Origin of the sequence: Actinoplanes sp. CA-252034 (assembly GCF_050956125.1) — a bacterium.
In the GTDB taxonomy this organism is placed as follows: Bacteria; Actinomycetota; Actinomycetes; order Mycobacteriales; family Micromonosporaceae; genus Actinoplanes.
This window is the reverse complement of sequence record NZ_CP191846.1, coordinates 4,551,274-4,566,492: the sequence shown is the minus strand read 5'-3', so window position 1 is coordinate 4,566,492 and position 15,219 is coordinate 4,551,274. Positions and strand designations below refer to the sequence as shown.

Here is a 15,219-nt window from a genome sequence, read left to right as displayed (position 1 = left end):
GGCCGGCTGGGACGGACCGCCTACTCCACGATCCGGGCCACCTGACCGCGTAGTTCGCGGATCACCGTAGGCCAGATCTCCCGGGGCAGATCGTGGCCGGTGCCGGGCAGCTCGACGTATCGGGCGCCGGGCACCGACGACGCGATGCGGCGGCCGGCGGCAGGGCGGGCCAGCGGGTCCAGCTCACCATGCAGGACCAGAGTGGGTACGCGCATCGAGCGCAGCCGCGGCCCGTGCCACGAGGCGCTGGTCTGGCGGGCTTGGGCGCGACTGTCGCGGACGCCGCTGGGTAGCCCCGCGTCGAGCTCGCGCTCCACCCGGAGGCGGGCGTCCTGCTCGTCGAAGGGGTAGCCGGGTGAGGCGACGGCCCGTGCCAGGTCGAGTCCGGCGGCGAGGTCCCCGTCGCGCCCGCCGGGGTGGCGCATGCGGGCGAGCCGGGCCAGGAACGGCAGCCGCACGTAACGCAGGGCGGCGGCGCCGCGGGCGTCGCTGGGCACGGCGGCGTACGTGGTGAGCGTGTGCACCCGGTCGGGATGACGCAGTGCCGTCCGCTGGGCGACCAGGCCGCCCTGGGAGACGCCGAAGAGGTGGGCGCGCTGCCAGCCGAGCGCGTCGAGCACGGCGACGGTGTCATCGGCCATGTCCTCGGCGGTGTAGGCGTACGACCGGCCGCGCAGCAGTCCGGTCAGCGGGTTCCCGGCGGGGATGTCGTCGAAGTGGGTGGATCCGCCGGCGTCGCGCCCGTCGAAGGAGGCGACGCTGAAGCCGGCGTCGATCAGCGCGGCGACGAGGCCGTCGGGCCACCAGAACCGGGAGACGCCGAGGCCCATGACAAGGAGTAGCGGATCTCCGCCGGCGCCGCCGAGGTCGTCGACGGCGAGTCGGACGTCGCCGTTGCGGGCGGTGTACGGGGTTCGGTTCATCGCCGCCTCCATCATTCGAGAACAGTGTTCGCGAACACCGTATCCAATCCGGTAGGCTCGGTGCAACGAAAGGGGTGGCATGGACGCGGTGCCGGTGTGGCTCCGGGAGCGGCGTACGGGAGTGGGCCGCCCCGCCGAACGGTCCCGGGCCGAGGTGACCGCGGCGGCGATCGCGCTGGCCGACCGTGAGGGCCTGGCCGCGGTCTCCATGCGTCGCGTCGCCGCCGAGCTGGGCACCGGAGCGGCGTCGCTGTACCGCTATGTCGACAGCCGTGACGACCTGCTCGATCTGATGACCGACGAGGTGGCGTCCGGTTACCGGCTGCCCGAGCCGGGTGGTCCATGGCTGCCGGGGTTGCTGGAGGTGTGCCGTCAGGGGCGCGAGCTGATGCGGTGGCACGCGTGGCTGCCGGAGCTGGTGCTGACCCGTTCGGCGCTCGGCCCGCACGGCACCGACCTGCTGGAGCACGTGCTGGCGATCCTCGCCGGCCACCCGGCCGGCCCGGGCCGCAAGCTGGAGGCGTTCGGGGTGATGACCACACTGACCGCGGCACTGGCGCTGAACGAGCGCGGCGGAGGCTCCGCCGAAAGACAGGGCGCGTATCTGGCGCATGCCCTCACCGCGGGCCGGCATCCCCACCTCGCGGCGGCGCTGTCCGGCAGCCCCCTGGCGCCGGCGCCGCATTTCGAGGACACGGTGTCGCGGGTCCTCACCGGGCTGCTGGGCGGCGCTTGATCTAAGGGCTCACCAGCCGGTCGTACCCGGGCCGCCCTTGAAGGGGCCGACGATGCCGGCGGTGATCCAGCCGCCGTAGAAATCGCCCTCTTGGGGTTGGACGAGCTCGCCGGCCACGCGGCATTCGTCGACCCGGCTCGGGTAGAACGCCACGGCGCCGGCGATCTCCGCGTATCCCGGCGTCGGGTGCTCGTAGGACCAGCCGACCTGTGACACCCGGACGTCACCGGCGACGAGGTCCCAGTAGGTGGCGACGCCCTTGAACTCGCAGTACGAGCGGCCGGCGCCGGCCTCCAGGACACCGTCGGCGATGTCGTCGCGGGGCACGTAGTAGACCGGCGGATGCGACGTCTCCAGGACCCGCAGGCAGCGGACGCTGTCGACGATCATCCGACCGGCGTGCGTGATGGTCACCCTGGCCGCGGCGCGCTCCACACGCGGCGGGCGGGGGTAGTCCCAGACCGACTCCATCCCCCCAGCCTGCCGCATACGCCGGGATCAGGCATCACCACCGTCACCTCCGTCGTCGCCGCCGTCATCGCCGTCGTCGGACCCTCCGGATGACGGGTGGTCGAATCCGCCGCCGCCCGAGCCGCGCAGGATCTCGCCGACGACGGCGATGACGATCACGGCCAGCAGCATCACGCCGATGATGATCCAGAACATCGATCCACCCGATTGACTAGACAATGTGTACATCGATGGTGGCAGCCGCCCGCCGCCCCGTCAACGGTCAATGATTAGATTGACTAGACCATTCGCGATCGACGACGGAGGCGGCCCGTGGAAGCCCACGCCAACCCCGGCACTCCCGCCTATCAGCGGATCGCCGCGACCTACCGGACCGGGATCACGTCGGGTGAGCTGAGCCCCGGGGACCAGCTGCCCACCGAGCACGCGATCGCCGACCGGTTCGGCGTGGCGCGCCAGACCGTCCGTACCGGGTTGAGCCTGCTCGTCGCCGAAGGCCTCATCGTCGCGCGGCGCCCGCACGGCTACTTCGTCCGGCGGCGCGAGCACATGATCTACCGGCCACAGGAGAAGTCGCGGCCCCGGCCGGTGACCCCGGAGATGGTGGACCGGTTCTCCCAGCAGATCGCCGACGAGGGCCGGGTGCCGAGCCAGCGCATCGAGGTGACCCTCGTGCAGGCCGGGCCCGACCTGGCCGAACGCCTACGGGTCGAGCCGGGTGTCCCGATCGTGGCGCGGCGGCGGGTGCGGTTCATCAACGGCGAGCCGACCAACATCAACGACTCGCACTTCCCGCTGGAGCTGGTCAAGGACTCCGAGATCATGTCGCCGGCCTACATCCCGCGGGGCACCGACCAGGTGCTGGCCGACCTCGGGCACCGGCAGGACCGCGCGATCGACGAGATCCTCGTCCGGATGCCCACGCCGGACGAGATCCACCGTTTGGGCCTCGGCCCGGGCACGCCCGTCGCGGTCCATTACGACACCGGCTACACCACCGACGGCCGGCCCGTTCGCTGCACGGTCAACGTCCTGCCCGGCGACCGCCACAAGATCGTCTTCGAGCGGAGCTGGCTCTGACGATCGGGCTCCGGACTCCCCGACCGCGAGATCCCGAGACGACGTGACCAGTACGGCAGCCGCCGTCCGTGGTCATGGTCGCGGTTCGAGGCCGGATGGAACCGATCCGAAGCCCTCCGGCGGTGACCGGCGACCGACGCGCGGATGGCCGGTCCCACGGAAGGCCCGTCGCCTCAGCCCAGCGGCTCCTCGGCGACGACCGCCGCGAACCTCTCCCGGGATACGGTCAGGGCTGCCCGCTCCGCACGCATGTCCGCGAGGGCGTCCTCGGCGAAGGCCCTGTTCATGATGGCCGCCTTGAGGGAGGCCACCTCGGCGGTCCAGCCGATGCCGCCGACGAGTGGATCGGCGACGATGCGGGCGGCCAACTTCTCCGCGGCTGCGTCGATCTGCGTACCGAGCTCCTTCTCGCGTTTCTTCTCGAGGAGCTCGCGAGCCTTGTTGCGGGCGTCGTCCCAGAGGAATCCACCGAGCTGGAACAGCGTGGGTCCGATCTCGCTGAGGATCTCCGAACGGCTGACCGACTTCTCGATCTTGTTCATCTTGCCGGCATCAGCGATCTTGTTGCCGGCCTTGAAGTACTCCTCACGGGCGTCCTCCGCCATGTCCTTGAGCTTGTTGAGCTCGGTGCGGGCGGCCTCCGGCGTCATGCCGCTGCGATGGCGGAACCAGGCGTCGCTCATCTTCCTGCCATCCGTCTCGAGCCGGCTCCATATGGCGACGAGCTTCCACTGCTCGCCGTCACGTCGCGGTCTCGGCGCCGCCTGGCGCAGCAGGTCCCTCAGGTGCGCCTCCAGGTTGATCACGGGCCTGTCCAGTTCGCCGGGCTCCTCGCCGCCCTGGGTGGCGGCGAGTTGGAGGCGTCCGCCCCACACGCCGGCCCACCGCTCGAGCCGGGCGAGGATCCGCTGCTCGACCTCGGGCAGAACGTCCTGGACCGTCGTGTCCGACGAGCGGTGGGAGGTGGAGGTGAGCTCCGCGACGATGCTGACCTGCAGGTCACGGCGGGCGTCCTCGTCCATCGCGTCGATCTCCGCGCATCGGCGCCGCGCCGCCGCGCGGACCTGCTCGCCCTCGGCGATGGCGGCGGTGAGCTCGTCGAGCGCCCGCCCGGCGGCGGTGAGGGCGTGCTCGCCGACGGCGCGCCAGTAGCGGTGCGCGGCGACGTCACGCAGCTCCGCCCGGCGCGGCACGAAGCTCGCCAGGTCGTCGTGCAGCGCCACCATGCCGTCCCACTCCTCGTCCGGGTACCGCTCCGGCGGCTCGTCGCCGGAGAGCAGCCGGGCCGGGTCGGGGCTGACCGGATGGATCATCGCCGGCTCCACCTCGACGCCCGCCCCGGCCAGCAGACGGCGCAGCTCGTCCGCCTTGCGCCCGCGGCGCCGACGGTGCTCGTCGGGCTGCTCGACCGGGTCGAGGGGAAGCCGGTCGGTCTGCGTGACGGCGATCCGGACGGCGTGCCGGTGGTCGCGGACGGCGTCGATCACCTGGCGTCCCTCGACCCCGGCGGTGGCGATCAGCCGGGTCGTCATGGCGACGAGCAGCACGTCGGTCAGCAGGACGGCGGTCTCGGCCAGATGGTCGGCCTCCGCGTTGCCGCTGGCGGTGCCGGGCGTGTCCACGTAGGCGACCGCCCCGGCCTCGACCGATCGCGTGGTCGTGGTCTCCGGCCGGGCGCTGACCTTGAGCCAGCCCGGTGGCCGTACGCCGTCCGTCAGCAGCAGCCGCTTGATGAGGGTGGTCTTGCCGGCGTCGTACGGCCCGTACGCGGTGACGTGCAGCGCCGGCGACGACGAGCGCTCCCGCCACGGCCCGGCCGCGCTCTCGGCCACCTCGGGTCCCGACATCTCGGTCAGGGCCATCGTCAGCCGGTCGATCCAGGCGGCGACACGGATGTCCTCGGTCATCATCGTCCCTTCGTACCGAGCTTCTTCTCGGCGTTCGTGATGTGCTCGTCGCCGACGGCGATCAGGTCTTCGATCCGGCCGACGAGCGTCCGCGCGGCCTCCTCGTCGACACCTCGCTCGCGTGCCCGTTCGGCGGTCAGACTCAGCAGGCGGTGGAGCTCCTGGAGACCGGCGTTCGCGGCGATGCAGCGGTCGGCCAGCTGCCGGGCCAGCTGGACGGCCTCGTCGCGCAGCCGCAGCCGTTCCCGTGCCTGGGTCTCCTCCTGCCTGAGCTCCCGGTAGAGGTTGACGGCGTCGGCGAGCGCGAGGGCGCTCTGGAGTCCGGCGCCGAACCCGCTCCAGTTGGCGGCGCTTCGCAGTTGCTGCGCGGTCGCGTCGGCGATCTCCCGGGTGCCGTAGCGGATGGCCAGCTCACCGAGGATCGAGCCGAAGCGGGCGGCCTCGGTGAGGTGGTGTCTCGTCCGGTAACGGCGGAACACGGTCACGTCGAGGCCGCCGCCGTCGGTGAAGGCGGCGGCGAAGGCACGGTGCCGCATCCGTTCCTGCACGATGTCGTGTGTCTCCGCGCGCCACCGCTCGACGTCGTCGGCGACGTCCCTGGACCAGTCGGCGATGATGCTCTGGGTGCCCGGATCGGCGGCGAAGTGGGCGAGCCGGTCGGCGCGGATCGCCCGTCGCTCCTCGTCGGTCTCTGCGACGGCCTCGGCCACCAGCCGGCCGGCGAAATCCGTCAGTTGATGCCGCAACCGGCTGCGCCAGTCGGCCGCGATGGCCTCACCGGTGTTGACCCGGCGCTCCAGGTCCTCGCGCAGCCGCCGGTGCTGTCCCTCCTGCCGGCGCGCCAGGCGGAGGGCGTCGCCGAGGCGGGCCCGCCGGCCGCGCAGGCGCTCGATCCCGGCCGAGAACACCGTGACGTCGACCCCGTTGACCAGCACCGTCGCGCGCAGGTCGGTCAGGGCCTCGGCGACGTCGGCGAGGCCGTCCCAGTCACGGAACCGGTCGAAGTGCGAGGCGTCCACATCGGTGCGCGAGCCGGCCAGGCCGGACGGGTCGCTGGCGACGCAGAAGATGCGCTCGATCGGCACGTCGGCGCCGTGCGCGGCGAGCGCGTCGCGCAGCTCGGCCCGCTTGCGCCGGACCCGGCCGCCGAAGGTGCGGGGATCGTCGACCGGGTCGCCCAGCCGGTCGGCCCGGTTGATCACGTACAGCGCCCGTTCGCGGGCGACCTCGGCGACTCCCTCGGGCGCGTCGGTCATCAGGTCGTTGTCGAACAGGAACAGCACGCCGGCCGCCTCGGTCAGGGCCTCCCGGGCTCGCTCGTCGTGCTCCGCCTTGCCGCTGCGCAGGCCGGGCGTGTCCACCAGCACCACGTCCAGCCACGGATACTCGGCCCAGTGGGTGGTGGTCGGGTCGGCCCGGATCTCCAGGCCGGGCGGGATCGGCAGTTCGCTGTCGACGAGCAGCCGGCGGATGAGCGACGACTTGCCGGTGGAGTAGTCGCCACAGAACGCGAGCCGTGGCGGGCCCAGCGCGAGGGCCTTCAGCCGCCGCAGGTCCGCGGCGAACTCGGGCTCGTCGCGCAGCGACTCCGCGACCTCGTGGAGCCAGCGGGCCCCGCTGCCCGGCCGTGGGCTGGCGGTCAGGCGGTCCACGAGGCCGGCGATCGGGCGCGCCCGGGGGCGGATCGGCCGCCGGCGACGAGGGCGGGTTCGCTCGCGGGTCTCCCCCACCTCCAGTCCGTCCGGATCGTCGATCCACGACTCGCCCAGCCACAGGGACGGGCCACCCATCCGTGCGCGTTCCTCGGCGAGCCGGGTCGCCTCCGCCATGATCTGCGGCGGGGCGAACAGCCGGGCGAGCGCGTTGACGTTCTCGGCGTTGCGCATCTGGTCCACGGTCAGGTCGATCAGCGCCCGCCCGTACGCGGCCGCACCGGCGACGTCGTACAGGGCGAGTAGCCGCTCGGCGGCCGGCCGAACCGTCTCCCTGACCGCTTCGGCTCGCCTCTCGGCGAACCATTCGTGGATCCCGGCGGCAATGCTGTCGAAGGTGTCGTCGACCTGCTTCCGGCCGTTGGCCCAGGCGTTCGTCTGTGCCGCCAGGCGCTCGGCCGCGCCTTTGCGGCGCAGGTGGCGGGCGATCGTGCGGACGCCGACGCCGACCAGGCCGACCGCGAGCCCGGCCCAGCCAACCGGGGTGGCAAGGGCGAGCAGGCCGACGACGATGCCGCCGATGGCCATTCCGGTGCCGATGCGCTGGAGCGTCCGGCCGGCCTCGCCGTCGACCCGGCTGCCCTGCTCGATGATCACCTCGAGTTCGGTGTCGAGGTCCTCCACGGCCGAGCCGAGGCTGTCGGCCAGATAGGCGCCCAGCGTCCGCAGGATCTCCTCCTGCTTGCCGACCAGCGCGTCCGGCTGGAAGACCTCGGCGGTGAACCGCTCGCCGTCGAGGTCGCGGCGTTCCCGCATGGCGTCGGCGATCGCCTCGTCGGCGCGTTGCCGGGCGGCCTCGCGGAGCGGAGCCAGACTCGAGGACACCAGATTGTCGGCGTAGCGCTGCGCGGACCCGATCTCGGGCAGCGCGATCCGCACCCGGTGGTCGGCCAGCCGCACGAACGCGGCCGCCACGTCGGCGTCGGCCAGCAGCTCCGGGCCGAGCAGGTCGGCCATGCTCTGCAACGCCGTCCGCACCGGGGTGGCCAGTTCCAGGGCCGGAGACTGGATGGCCTCGGCGAAGACGGCGTCGGCCTGGCCGAGAGCGCCGTGCACGTCCCGGAAGAGCCGGTGCAACCGCAGGCTCCGCGCATGCCGGTTCAGCGCGGTGATGACGAGCAGCGCGAACGCGTCGAGGTTGGACCAGCGGCGCAGCCGTTGCCGCCCGTATCTGGCCGGATAGATCTCGGCCGCCCCGGCCAGCTCGTCCAGCGCGTCGGCCCGGTCGATGGCCTGCTTGAGCTCGCTGTCGGCCGCGTCGCTCCGGGCGAGCCGGTCGGCGTGATCGCGGGCCCGGCGGGCGTTGACGCGCACCCGCGCCGGGTCGGCCTGGGCCAGGAAGCCGAGATTGGCGCTGATCGCGATGATGGGGACGCCGGGCAGCCCCATCGCGGTCAGCTCGTCGCGGATGCGGCCGTCGTGCTCGGCGACGGCGCGCGAGAGTGTCTGCCGGTCCGCCCGCTTCGCCTTGCGCGGGGGCATCCGCCAGGCCATGGTCTTGACGTTGAGCAGCGCGACCGACGGCTTGCCGAACTCGGCCACCCACTGGCTGACCTTCGCGAAGTCCATCTCGTGCTGGCCGGCGTCCTCGAAGCAGAGCACGACCAGGTCGGCCTGTTCCACACCTCGCCGCGCCTCGCGCTCGAGCTTCTCCCGGTCGGTGCCGTTGCCGCCCCAGCCATTGATGCCGGGCATGTCGAGCAGGACGCAGTGCGACCAGGCCGACTCGGACACGTGCCGGGTGAAGTCGTTGCTGCCGTCCGAGACGGTGAGGCCGCTGCCACCGGCGAGGGCCTCGATCGTGGTGCTCTTGCCGACGTTGGTTCGGCCGAAGAACGCGATGGTGAACCGGTCGATGGTCGACATCTGTGCCGCGACCACGGCGCCGAGCCGGCCCAGAACCTCCTCGACGGCGCCGTCCAGACGCTGCCACAGCTCCTCGACACCCTCGTCGGCGGCTGTCGCCCGGCCGCGGGGCACGCTCGCCCGCATCGACCGGGCCAGGTCGTCTATCACCTCACCGAGCCAGCGGGCGAGCCCGGCGGTGTCGTCCACGGCGCGAGCTATCGCCGTGCGTAACTCCTCGGACCGATCATCCAAACCGTGAGCACTCATGACCCCTCCGCGCCGAGGTACGGAGCCGGGCCGGCTACCGATCAGAGTTGATCACTGAGAGTCAGAAACCTGACAGTTCTCGACGCCGTACGCCTGGAAGCCGGACCAGAAGATCGGGTCGGCATAGGGGCGGCCGGTGGGGTCGGCGGCCGCGAAGACAGCTGCTGTGAGCTGCTTCGCCAGGTCGGCCGAGTATCGGTCGGAGGACCCGCCGGCACGGGCGCCGACCAATTCGCCGTTCGTGACGGTGCGTAGCCATTTTTGGGCGCGGGCCAGCGCGGCGGCGGGCGTCGCCCGGCCGGTCGGCAGGTATTCGTGGGCGAAGCGGGTCACCAGCAGGTAGGTGGCGTGGTCGTCGACCGTCCAGAGCGGGGCGAGCACGGACCGTACGCCGGCCTGCAGGAACCCGGTCGGCAGGCTGCGCACCTCGCCGGCCGACCCCGCAGGTCGACGACCGCCGCCTGGCAGGCCGACAGGATGAGCAGGGGCAGGCCGCTGACCTCGTCGTGCAGCGCGAACGCGTCGGCCAGGGTGAACCGTTCGCCGCCGGCGAGCATCAGACCGGAGCGCAGGATGTCGCGGCCGTCGAAGTAGCCGTGGCACGCCGCGCCGACCAGCTCGCCGTCGCGCATGGCGTCGAGGAGCCAGGCACGCGTCGCCGCATCGCCGACCCGGGCCCGGCCGGGGTCACCGCCCAGCTCGGCCAGGGTGTGTGCCTCGGCTTCGCCCCAGCGAAGCGGCTGATGGGTCGGGCGGGGGTCACCGAGCGCGAACACCCCGGCCCGGGGTGTGACGCCGCCGGCATCCGCCGGGCGCTCGGCGCGATCATGACGGGCTGCCGGTCGGCGAAGGTCGTCCAGGTCTCCGGCTCGTCGTCGGGGCCGGCGCCGACCGGTGCGGCGGCGATCGGGAGCGCGGGCAGCAGGCCGCACGGCACCACCGTCACCGCGGCGAGCCCGAGTCTCTCGACGTGCCGGGCCACCGGCGTGACCACGGTCGTGCCGAGCGCCCGCAGGCACCGATCGGTCTCGACCCGCAGGTGGGCCCGGGCCACGGCACCGCGCACGGCGCCCAGGCGTTCGCGGTCCAGCTCCGCCGGCGGTGTGCCCAGTGCATCGGCCAGGCGCTCGTCGTCGAGCACCACGCGCAGGGCCACCGAGACCGGGGCGTGCGGGGAGTGCCCGATCAGCGCGGTGAAGCGGTCGGCGAGGGTCGCGCCCGGCCATTGGTTGGCGACCCAGTTGAGCGTCACGCCCTCCTGCGCGACGGCGAAGCCGCCGATCACCCGCCGGTCGGGCAGCGTCTGCTGCACGAGGTCGTCGACGAGCGCGTCGGTGAGGCCCGGCAGGGGAAGGGCGCCCCGGGCCGTGAGCGCCAGGCCGCCCCACTCGGTGTGCAGCAGGTAGACGACGTCGTCCGGGATCTCGTCGTCCGGCGCGACCGGGGCGCCGGCCTCGGCGGCGACGGCGGCGTGGGCCCGGACGGCGGCGTCCAGCGCCCGGGTCGCCGCGAGCACCTCCGGGTCGTTGCCGGACTGCCGCCACGGCACGGCGTCGACCGCCCGGCGGGCGGCCAGCAGCGCATCCCGGGTCACCACGAACCGCTCCCGAAGGCCCGGATCGGCGATCGTGGAGGCATCGGCCGACCGCAGCCTGCGCGCCTCGGCCATGTCGTGGGAACGCCCCTGCTCCACCGCGATGACCGCCTCGGCGTCGCGTCCGAGCATGGCGAGGGCGTACGCGTCGAGCTCGTTCGCCTCGTGGCCGGCGCGGACCACCTCGTCGACGCCGTGCGTGCCGGTGGTCACCCGGCTCAGCAGGAGATCGCTCGCCCGCCGGGCCTCGGCGAAAGCCTCGTGCGCCTGCTGCCAGTGCCCGCGTCCGGCGTGAACCATGCCGATGGACCCCATCGTGACCCGGTGGTCGAACGGGCGTTCCGCGAGCGTCTGCACCTCGAGGGCGCGCGTGTAGTGGAACAGGGCCCGGTCGGGGTCGCGGCCGGCACGGGCGTACGCCTTGCCGAGGTTGTGCTGGAGCTCGGCCCACTCGCGCGGCGTGTCCCGGCGGGATCGGGCCGCCAGTGCCGCGGTGAACGCCTCGATGGCCGGCTCCGGCGCACCGTCGTCGAGTAACGCCAGCCCGAGGTTGCCGGTGATGCCGGCCCATTCGTCGGGGGCGTCCTCGCGGGTGATGACGGTGAGCGCGTCGGTGAACGCTTCGACGACGCGGGCCGGCGGCGCCTCCCGGCGGAACGGCCCCGTACGCAGAAGGGTGCCGACGGTGTTGCGGAGCAGCGCCCACTCGCGGGGGTGATCGACCCGGGTGAACACCTCCTGCGCCGCGACGAGGGCATCGAGGGCGCGCCCCGCGTTGTCGCGGGCGTCGCCGAACACCCGGTCGCGGTAGATCCGGCCCAGTTGCTGCTGCGCCGCCGCCCACAGCATCGGCTCGGTCTCCCGCCGGAGGGCCGCGGCTCCGGCCAGGCCGTGACGGAGGGCGTGCTCCATGTTCTCCGCGTGATCGCCGTCCGGGCGAATCGAGTACTCGCCGGCCAGCCTCACCCGCGCATCGGCCGAGCGGACGCGGTCGGAGTCCGGGTCGATCAGCTCGACGGCGGCGGTGAGCGTCTCGATCACCTCCTGACGCGCGCCGGAGGTCTCGCCCAGGGCGGCGGCCAGCTCGATCAGCAGGAGCCCGCGCAAGCCCGGAGCCAGCACGTCGGGGCTGTCGAGTGCGCCGCGCAGCAGGGCTGCCCGGAACCGGGCGTCGGACTGCACCGCGGGCGACGGCAGCAGCTCCATCAGCAGGTCGGGAAGGGCCATGATCCGGCCCAGGGCATCGGCGTACTCGTCGAACAGTGCCGGGTCGGGCAGCCATTGCGGATCGGCCCCGGTGGCCGGCTCGAAGGACCCGCCCGCCTCGCGTACGGCCTGGTGCAGAGCCGCGCACACGCCGGCGCGGGCCGGCTCGGGAGTGGCGTCGAGCCGGGCGGTCACGGTGTCCCGGAGGCTGCCGACCAGGCCTCGATGGGCCGGCGAACGGCCCGGGCGCCGGACCAGCAGGGCCAGGCAGAACGACCGGATGGCGAGATCCAGGTCGCGGACGGCCTCGGCGCTGTCGGCGTGTGCGGCGGCCCGTGCCTGGTAGGCCAGAGCGAGGTTGGTGTGCTCCATCGCGAAGTCGCCCGGGTGGGCGAGGAGATCGTGTTCGGCGAGTGCGGCCCGGTAGCACTCGATGCCGCGGTCCCGATCGCCGTGTTCGAGGTAGGCGTTGCCGAGGTTGTTGAGGCTGCGACCCGTCCCGTAGCCGTCGCCCAGGCGCCTGCGCACGTCGACCGCGGCCCGCAGGGCGGCGAGCGCGCGCTCCACGTCGGCCCGCCGATCGCCGCTGCCGAGCGCGAGGTAGGCGGCGCCGAGATTGTTCTGGATCTTCGCGAACTCGGCCGGGACGACCGTGGGCGAATAGTAGGTCGCCGCTGCCTCGAGCGCCGCGATGGCCGCCGGCAGGTCGTCCGAGGAGATCTCGCCGAGCTCCTGCTGAGCGGCCGCCCAGATCCACCGGTAGTCGGGATCCTCCCCGGCCCGGGCGATCAACTCGACCAACGCCGGCCGGGCGGCGACCATGTTCCGGTCGGCCATCGCGGCTCGCACCGCATGCAGCGGCGTACGGATGTGGGCCGGAATGAGCGCGTCGGCCCCGTCGACGCCGTCCGGGATCCGGGCCGGTTCCGGCCACTCGATCACGGATGGCTCGAGACACTCGCCGACGGCGCCGGCCGCGAGGTGCCGGCGGGCAGATGGACGGCCGCGCCGAGCAGCAGCACGACGCCGAGCACGGTCACCCCGGCGCCGACCGCGGCCTGGACCTGGGCACGCCGTAGCGCCGCCCGCACCTGCCAGGCGTGCGCGAACTCGAGCAGCCGGGTCTGCAGCGCCAGCGCCTGGCTGGCGTTGGCCCGCGCCGCGGTCAGCGCCTGCTCGATCGCCGACCGGCGGGCCGGGTCGGACTCGCCGGGAAGGGCCGCCTCGAAGTTGGCCTCGGCGGCGGCGTGCAGGCGGCGCGCGGCGCCCAGCTCCGTGACCGATCCGCCGAACTCGCCGAAGAACGACCGGGGCGAGGCGTCGACCTGTGCCTTGAGCTCGGGTAGCTCCTCGATCGTGGACAGCACGGTGACCGGCGGGGTGAGGGCGTCGGCGGTGTGCCAGATCGCCCAGCCGACCCCGGCGAGCGCGAGCAGCAGCCCGCTGCCGGCGAGGAGGACGCCACCGACCGTGTCGATCTTGCCGAACGCCGCCGGTGGAACCGCGCCGAGGAGGGCCGCGCCGACGGCACCGAAGGCCGCAACCGTCCATTTCGCCGTCGCGCGCATGTCGGGTACGGCGTCGAGCGGGTTACCGGCTCGCGGGACCTCCGGCCCGGCGGGCAGGGTCATCGATGCTCCGGCGGTATCGCCTCGCGCACGATCGGCCCCGGATCGGCGCTCGGCAGCAGCCGGTAGAGGCGCCAGGCGACACCGTCGAAGACCTCGACCTTTCCGTCGCCCCTGATGCGGAAGTCGCCCTCGTACGCTTCCTCGGCCCGCTCCGGTTCCTCGGCGGTCGACATCGCTCTCCCCTCGCCGGTGGCAGGGCTCGGATGGTAGCCGACCGCGGCGCATCGGTGGACCACCGCCGGTGCGTCCTAATTGACCTGCCGGTCCCGGCCCTGCCAGAAGGGCTCACGGAGCTTGAACTTCTGGACCTTCCCGGTGGCGGTACGCGGCAGCGCGTCCAGGAACTCCACGCGTTTGGGGCACTTGTAGCCGGCCAGGTGCTCGCGGCAGTGGGTGATCAGCTCCTCGGCGGTCACCGGTGAGCCGTCGGTGACGACCAGCGCGGTCACCAGCTCGCCCCACTTCTCGTCCGGGATGCCGATCACCGCGACTTCACGGACCGCGGGGTACGAGCTGAGCGCGTCCTCCACCTCGATCGAGGAGATGTTCTCGCCCCCACTGATGATGACGTCCTTCTTCCGGTCCGAGATGGTCAGATAGCCGTCGGTGAACGTGCCCCCGTCGCCGGTGTGGAACCAGTCGCCCTCCTGCACGCGGGCGGTCTCGCGCGGGTTGTCCCAGTAGCCGTCGAGGTTGTGGTTCGACCGGGCCAGCACCTCGCCTCCGGCGTCGACCGACAGCCGGACCCCGAGAGCCGGTGTGCCCGCACGGCCCAGCAGGCGGGCCTGCTCGTGGGGCTCGGCGGCGGCCCACTCCGTACGCATCCGGTTGACCGTCAGCAGCGGCGACGTCTCGGTGAGCCCGTAGATCTGGATGAATTCCCAGCCCAGCTCGGCGCGGACCCGTTCGATGGTGCGGGTCGGCGGCGGTGCCCCGGCCACCACGATGCGGACCCGGTCGCGGCCCGGGATCTCACCGTCCCAGGTCCGTGCCGCGTCGAGGGCGGCGTTGACGACCGCCGGGGCCGCGCACAGCAGTGTCACGCCGTGCCCGGCGATACGGCGCAGGATCTCCGTGCCGTCGATCTTGCGGAGCACGATGTGGCGGCCACCGAGACCGGTGACGATGTACGGCATCCCCCACCCGTTGGCGTGGAACATCGGCAGCGTGTGCAGCAGCACGTCGTTGTCGGTCACGGTGGTGTGCAGGCCGAACACGGCCGCGTTCAGCCACAGATTGCGGTGCGTGAGCTGCACGCCCTTGGGCCGGGCGGTGGTGCCGGACGTGTAGTTGAGGGTCGCGGTGGCCGCCTCGTCGCCGGCCCACGGCCGCGGTTGCTCCCGGTTGCCGAAGACCGCCTGGTCGTCGTCGCCGAGGACGAAGACATGTTTGGTACGGACGGTGTCGAGCAGTCCGCGCAGCTCCGGGTCGACCAGCAGGACGTCGGCACCGGAGTGCTCCACGATGTAGCCGATCTCGGCGGCGGCCAGCCGGAAGTTGACCGGCACCAGGATCCGCCCCCAGCCGGACACCCCGAAGAACGAGGTGAGCATCCGCGCCGAGTTGTGCGACACGATCGCGACCCGCCCACCGGCCGGCACGCCGAGCTCGTCCAGGGCGGCGGCCTGCCCACGGGCGCGGGCGGCCATCTCGCGGTAGGTGAGCGCGCCCCACGAGGGTGCGGGCTGATCCGGCTCGTCGACGACCGCGGTCCGGTCGCCGTAGACGAGCTCCGCGCGGTCGAGGAAGTCACGAACACCCAGGTGGAAGAACATGCACAGCTCCTTTGCCGTCACCGCGAGATCCGGACAGCCGACTGCCTGCTATCGCGAACCTACTCGGGG

The 15,219-nt window shown here is 72.9% G+C and carries 12 protein-coding genes; 2 read left to right on the top strand and 10 right to left on the bottom strand.

From position 1 onward, the window contains the following. Positions 1–20 precede the first annotated feature (20 nt). Positions 21–923 (bottom strand): alpha/beta fold hydrolase, encoded by a 903-nt coding sequence (locus ACQPZW_RS20670; RefSeq protein WP_433796547.1) that lies wholly within the window; start codon positions 921–923, stop codon positions 21–23. A gap of 79 nt (positions 924–1,002) precedes the next feature. On the opposite strand from ACQPZW_RS20670, the gene ACQPZW_RS20665 reads away from it, so the two are divergent. Next, a complete protein-coding gene (locus tag ACQPZW_RS20665; protein ID WP_433796546.1) occupies positions 1,003–1,659 on the top strand; it encodes a TetR/AcrR family transcriptional regulator in 657 nt (218 codons plus the stop codon). A gap of 9 nt (positions 1,660–1,668) precedes the next feature. Here ACQPZW_RS20665 and ACQPZW_RS20660 read toward each other — a convergent pair whose 3' ends face one another. Together ACQPZW_RS20660 and ACQPZW_RS20655 are read right to left on the bottom strand one after the other, a co-directional pair. Further along, complete coding sequence (locus ACQPZW_RS20660; protein WP_433796545.1) at positions 1,669–2,130, bottom strand: DUF427 domain-containing protein; 462 nt, start codon at positions 2,128–2,130, stop codon at positions 1,669–1,671. 27 nt (positions 2,131–2,157) lie between these two features. Continuing rightward, positions 2,158–2,325 (bottom strand): hypothetical protein, encoded by a 168-nt coding sequence (locus ACQPZW_RS20655; protein ID WP_433796544.1) that lies wholly within the window; start codon positions 2,323–2,325, stop codon positions 2,158–2,160. Between the two features lie 117 nt (positions 2,326–2,442). On the opposite strand from ACQPZW_RS20655, the gene ACQPZW_RS20650 reads away from it, so the two are divergent. Beyond that, positions 2,443–3,210: a GntR family transcriptional regulator gene (locus ACQPZW_RS20650; RefSeq protein ID WP_433796543.1), complete on the top strand. Its 768-nt coding sequence runs from the start codon at positions 2,443–2,445 to the stop codon at positions 3,208–3,210. 173 nt (positions 3,211–3,383) lie between these two features. Here the strand turns inward: ACQPZW_RS20650 and ACQPZW_RS20645 are convergent, their stop codons facing one another. From ACQPZW_RS20645 to ACQPZW_RS20615, 7 genes are all read right to left on the bottom strand, one after another. Then, the gene (locus ACQPZW_RS20645) at positions 3,384–5,120 is read right to left on the bottom strand and encodes a GTPase domain-containing protein (protein ID WP_433796542.1); all 1,737 of its coding nucleotides are present in this window, start codon (positions 5,118–5,120) and stop codon (positions 3,384–3,386) included. Next, positions 5,117–8,884 (bottom strand): GTPase, encoded by a 3,768-nt coding sequence (locus ACQPZW_RS20640; RefSeq protein ID WP_433796541.1) that lies wholly within the window; start codon positions 8,882–8,884, stop codon positions 5,117–5,119. The genes ACQPZW_RS20645 and ACQPZW_RS20640 overlap by 4 nt, the downstream gene beginning before the upstream one ends. A gap of 111 nt (positions 8,885–8,995) precedes the next feature. Beyond that, on the bottom strand, positions 8,996–9,370 hold the full coding sequence (locus tag ACQPZW_RS20635) for a CHAT domain-containing protein (protein ID WP_433796540.1): 375 nt from the start codon (positions 9,368–9,370) through the stop codon (positions 8,996–8,998). Continuing rightward, positions 9,274–10,170: a CHAT domain-containing protein gene (locus ACQPZW_RS20630; RefSeq protein ID WP_433797587.1), complete on the bottom strand. Its 897-nt coding sequence runs from the start codon at positions 10,168–10,170 to the stop codon at positions 9,274–9,276. Before ACQPZW_RS20630 ends, ACQPZW_RS20635 begins: the two co-directional genes overlap by 97 nt. Positions 10,171–12,682: 2,512 nt before the next feature. Next, entirely contained in the window at positions 12,683–13,375 is a 693-nt protein-coding gene (locus ACQPZW_RS20625; RefSeq protein WP_433796539.1) for a hypothetical protein, read from the bottom strand. Next, a complete protein-coding gene (locus ACQPZW_RS20620; protein WP_433796538.1) occupies positions 13,372–13,548 on the bottom strand; it encodes a hypothetical protein in 177 nt (58 codons plus the stop codon). Before ACQPZW_RS20620 ends, ACQPZW_RS20625 begins: the two co-directional genes overlap by 4 nt. A gap of 75 nt (positions 13,549–13,623) precedes the next feature. Then, the gene (locus ACQPZW_RS20615) at positions 13,624–15,150 is read right to left on the bottom strand and encodes an AMP-binding protein (RefSeq protein WP_433796537.1); all 1,527 of its coding nucleotides are present in this window, start codon (positions 15,148–15,150) and stop codon (positions 13,624–13,626) included. Between the last annotated feature and the right edge of the window lie 69 nt (positions 15,151–15,219).

Excerpts from the sequence above, each read along its gene's own strand:
- ACQPZW_RS20670 (WP_433796547.1), bottom strand. The coding sequence starts at position 923 with ATGAACCGAACCCCGTACACCGCCCGCAACGGCGACGTCCGACTCGCC.
- ACQPZW_RS20665 (WP_433796546.1), top strand. The coding sequence starts at position 1,003 with ATGGACGCGGTGCCGGTGTGGCTCCGGGAGCGGCGTACGGGAGTGGGC.
- ACQPZW_RS20660 (WP_433796545.1), bottom strand. The coding sequence starts at position 2,130 with ATGGAGTCGGTCTGGGACTACCCCCGCCCGCCGCGTGTGGAGCGCGCC.
- ACQPZW_RS20655 (WP_433796544.1), bottom strand. The coding sequence starts at position 2,325 with ATGTTCTGGATCATCATCGGCGTGATGCTGCTGGCCGTGATCGTCATC.
- ACQPZW_RS20645 (WP_433796542.1), bottom strand. The coding sequence starts at position 5,120 with ATGATGACCGAGGACATCCGTGTCGCCGCCTGGATCGACCGGCTGACG.
- ACQPZW_RS20630 (WP_433797587.1), bottom strand. The coding sequence starts at position 10,170 with ATGGCCGGGCGCGACCCTCGCCGACCGCTTCACCGCGCTGATCGGGCA.
- ACQPZW_RS20625 (WP_433796539.1), bottom strand. The coding sequence starts at position 13,375 with ATGACCCTGCCCGCCGGGCCGGAGGTCCCGCGAGCCGGTAACCCGCTC.
- ACQPZW_RS20620 (WP_433796538.1), bottom strand. The coding sequence starts at position 13,548 with ATGTCGACCGCCGAGGAACCGGAGCGGGCCGAGGAAGCGTACGAGGGC.
- ACQPZW_RS20615 (WP_433796537.1), bottom strand. The coding sequence starts at position 15,150 with ATGTTCTTCCACCTGGGTGTTCGTGACTTCCTCGACCGCGCGGAGCTC.